The sequence below is a fragment of the Mesorhizobium sp. M0159 genome (genome assembly GCF_040322295.1).
Lineage (GTDB): Bacteria > Pseudomonadota > Alphaproteobacteria > Rhizobiales > Rhizobiaceae > Mesorhizobium.
In genome coordinates, this window is the sequence record NZ_JAMYTF010000118.1 from 1 (window position 1) to 3,605 (window position 3,605).

The 3,605-nt window shown below is 58.5% G+C and carries 4 protein-coding genes; 2 read left to right on the forward strand and 2 right to left on the reverse strand.

Annotated features, from left to right (window positions below):
- Positions 1–791 precede the first annotated feature (791 nt).
- Positions 792–2,009 (forward strand): OmpP1/FadL family transporter, encoded by a 1,218-nt coding sequence (locus NKJ32_RS35165; RefSeq protein WP_352830533.1) that lies wholly within the window; start codon positions 792–794, stop codon positions 2,007–2,009.
- 345 nt (positions 2,010–2,354) lie between these two features.
- Here the strand turns inward: NKJ32_RS35165 and NKJ32_RS35170 are convergent, their stop codons facing one another.
- Positions 2,355–2,630, reverse strand: a complete 276-nt coding sequence (locus NKJ32_RS35170) for a hypothetical protein (protein WP_352594575.1) — start codon at positions 2,628–2,630, stop codon at positions 2,355–2,357.
- Between the two features lie 122 nt (positions 2,631–2,752).
- The gene (locus NKJ32_RS35175; protein ID WP_352594574.1) at positions 2,753–3,037 is read right to left on the reverse strand and encodes a hypothetical protein; all 285 of its coding nucleotides are present in this window, start codon (positions 3,035–3,037) and stop codon (positions 2,753–2,755) included.
- 155 nt (positions 3,038–3,192) lie between these two features.
- On the opposite strand from NKJ32_RS35175, the gene NKJ32_RS35180 reads away from it, so the two are divergent.
- The gene (locus tag NKJ32_RS35180) at positions 3,193–3,435 is read left to right on the forward strand and encodes a hypothetical protein (RefSeq protein ID WP_352594572.1); all 243 of its coding nucleotides are present in this window, start codon (positions 3,193–3,195) and stop codon (positions 3,433–3,435) included.
- Positions 3,436–3,605: the final 170 nt, after the last annotated feature.

Below are 3,605 nucleotides of genomic sequence, written 5' to 3' on the forward strand. Positions count from 1 at the left end.
GCCTCAACCACGTGGTGGACGGCGAGATCGAACTTCCATAAGCCGGGCGAAGCGACCTAGCGAAACGTCCGACGCGGCCGAAAGCGGTCGAGACGGATCAGCGGTTGGAATGGCGTTTGGCCGGGTCGATGTAGTACCGCTCACCCTACGCTCTTGCGATTCTGAGGGAACGGCTCGCTCCGGGTCAATTCACGGCCATGACCCCAAGCGGACGCTCATTCGCCCAGGCGAGGTCGTGGAGGCGCCATTTCAGGCCGCTGGCGCCGTTGATCAGGATGGCCACCCCGCATCAAAAGCGCACGTACCGATTTACCAGTTGCTCCGCTTTTCGCGTTCAAATGCACAGCTTTTGGCCTCCTGCCGTTCTCTTAGGGGATGGCCGGGGAGGTTTTTCAGGCAAAGATGACTTCGGCGAACTCTCATCAGTTGGTGGCTCTGTGGCCGATGTGTCACACAGCAAGACGCAATGCCGGTTCGGGTCAAAAAGCAATTGATTGGTACGCAATGATAATTCACCTTCATATCAAGGTGGGCTTGGCTGGATGATGCAGAGGGGGACCTCTGAATGCGCCTGAGCCATTTTGTCCGTGACGGTTTGGCAAGTAGGGCACCTAGATTTGCTCTCATTCCATCATTGACGTGCCAGAAGTGCTGGCCGCCTGCCGTCGACACCAACAACAGCTTCCGATCTTCTACTTCTTCTGACTTGACACTGCCGTCGCCTCGATGCGCCGGCGGCCATCGAGAGTAGCGAGATGCGCTCAATACCCTTTGTTTCGACGATAGTGGCGATGGTAGCGGAGGTCGCGACAGCGGAGGCCGGGGGCTTTGCGGTCCGCGAGCAATCCGCCTACGGACAGGGCTCGAGCTTTGCCGGCATGGCAGCGCCGGGCGATTCGATCAGCTCGATGTTCTGGAATCCGGCGGCGGTGACCACGGTGACCAATCCGACCATCGAGAGCAATCTGACAGCCATTTTCCCGCGCTCGGAGCTTGATGTCGACCCCACGCGTTCAACGCTTACGGCGTTGGGCATTACAGGCAATGGCGGCAACGTTGGCGAGACCGGCATCGTGCCGGCGGGCTATTTTGCAGTGCCGGTCACCGACGAGTTCTATATCGGCTTGAGCGTCACCGCGCCCTATGGCCTCGCTACGACTTCGCACGCGCCATGGGTCGGGATGTTCAGCCATCTCGACGCGAAGGTGGTGTCGGTCAACGCGACTCCGGTGCTCGGCTTCAAGCTCAATGACATGATCAGCGTCGGCATCGGCATGCAGATCGAGTATTTCGACGTCGACATCGAAACGGCGCTCGCACCGACCGCCACGCCGCCACGGCAACAGCTTAAGGGCGATGACGTCAATGCCGGTTTCGTTGCCGGCGTGACGTTGACGCCTTTCGACGGCACTACCATCGGCATCGGCTACCGTTCGATGGTCAAGCATTCGCTGAACGGCAGCCAGTCCTTCGGCATCCCCGTCGTTACGCCGATCGGCACGATACCCGCGGGAACCTATCCGGTCTCCGCCGACATCACGCTACCTGAAACTGTATCGATCGGCGTGCGTCAGCGCATCAACGACGCTTTCACGGTCATGGCCGGCATGGAGTGGGCCAATTGGAGCCGCATTCAGACCGTGCCGTTCGGCGGTTCGCCGGCCCGCACGAGCTTGGCACTCGATTTCGACGATGGATGGTTCTTCTCGCTCGGTGGCGAGTACAAATACAATCCCAATTGGACGTTCCGGGCCGGTCTCGGCTATGAGATCGCACCAACCACGGACGAGCACCGCTCCATGCGCCTGCCGGATGCAGACCGCGTCTGGGCCAGCATTGGCGCGAGCTACAACTGGAACGAGCGGCTTTCGATCAACGCCGCCTATACACACCTCTTCGTAGACGATGCGCCGGTCGACGAAACGACGGCAAACATTCGTTATGCCGGTGCGGCCGACGGCCGCGTCGACATCATCTCGCTCGGCGTGCGTTACAAATTCGGCGGATAGGAGTTCAATCCCTTGGCGCGCAGTTCGGCAGGGCTGCAGGAACAAGGTCCGCGCCGTCCTTTGATGGCAGCCTCGGCCTTCAGGCGCTTGCAGGCAGCCTCCGCGAGCCTTCAGAAAAATACCTTTGGCTCACCGCCGGAGGAGTCGATCAAGTCCAAGAACTTCCGGCAAGGTAATAGCTAGCTGAACTCCGCGACGCGCAGTTGTCGCTCAAGCCATTTGGCGAGCATTGGGAAGCGATCGACCATCTGCATCGGGACATAAAGCGGGCGCTCAATCTGCTTAACAATAGGCCGGCGGACTACGAGGAGCCGCATTTCGCGCCCATGTCGCGAGGGTGAAGAACTAGCCTATCAGTTTAGTGAAGTCGTGGCGCCGCGCGCGAACATGTGCCAGCAAATTCGTTTCGTTTACGACCCCTGATTGAAAGAGATTCAGCGTGGTCGAGGCCAGAATCTGACCGTCTATCGGGGTGCTGTACCATTTGGCGTCGGCGGTTACCTGGTCGACAACCCGCTGGCAGATCGCCCGATCTTTAGGTCTAAGGAACTGACTGTTCAGTGCTCGTAGCATCTCGACGCCTTGAAACGGGGAGTCACCTGTCTCCCGCGCGATACCCATGCGTGGTCTCCGAGCATGGACCCTAAACGCATTCAGGCAGAAAATTGCCATTCGTTTGAGTGGTACCGATGTCGCGTGGATAAGCGGCGGTCCGCGAGCTAATCCACCATGTCGCGGAGCGGCTACTTGCGCTTTGGCGTCCTGTACTTCTCGACCAGCCTGACCTTGTCGATGTCGATCGTCACCAGCGGTCCCAGATCGACGGTCACCCTGCCGCCTTCCTCGTCTATGCGCGTGATCTGTCCGGTAAGCTCGATCTGCTGCCCCTTCTTCACCTTGGTATGATCGATGATCGAATGCGGAAAGCTATAGCTCGGGATGGAAACGCTGACGTGGTCCTCAGTGATCCGTCTGCGGACTGTGGCTGTGATCGCCACCACGTCACCAATACCTATGCCCCGCGCCATTCCATGAGTCTGGTGCGCTCGGCGCCTTACTCAAGATATTGCTAATTATGGATGAGCCCGCTTCCTCCAATCGATGGATGAAACCGATCGTGGGCCGGTGCTACTTTGATGCATCTCGCGACTTACCCGACAAGAGTTGGCTCCAGGGGCAAAATATGAGCAAGGCGACTCTCATTGCTATCGCAATCCTCGCGATCAGTGTCGGCTGTGCCGAAGCCAAGGACCGTAAGGTCGAAACCGCGACGCTCGGCACGTACGCCAATTCGAAGAACCTGCCGGTTTGTACCGCGTCAAGCTCACTCTTCGAAGTCCTCGGTGATAAATGTTTTCTCGTCACAGGTTCGATGATCTATGGCGACATCGCCGAACTCTCCCGGACAATCACTTTGAGTTGGTAGCAACAACCTCCCAGCGCGGCCTCCATTCTCCGGTATGAAGTTGCGTCGCAGGGGCTGCCTTCGCCCAGATGTCGACCCAGTCTTGGAAGATAGACCGCATCAGTCGTCTACCTTTGCCTGAAGCTGAAAAGCTGATCGAAACAATTCGGAATAAGGGTGCTCGTTTTGCC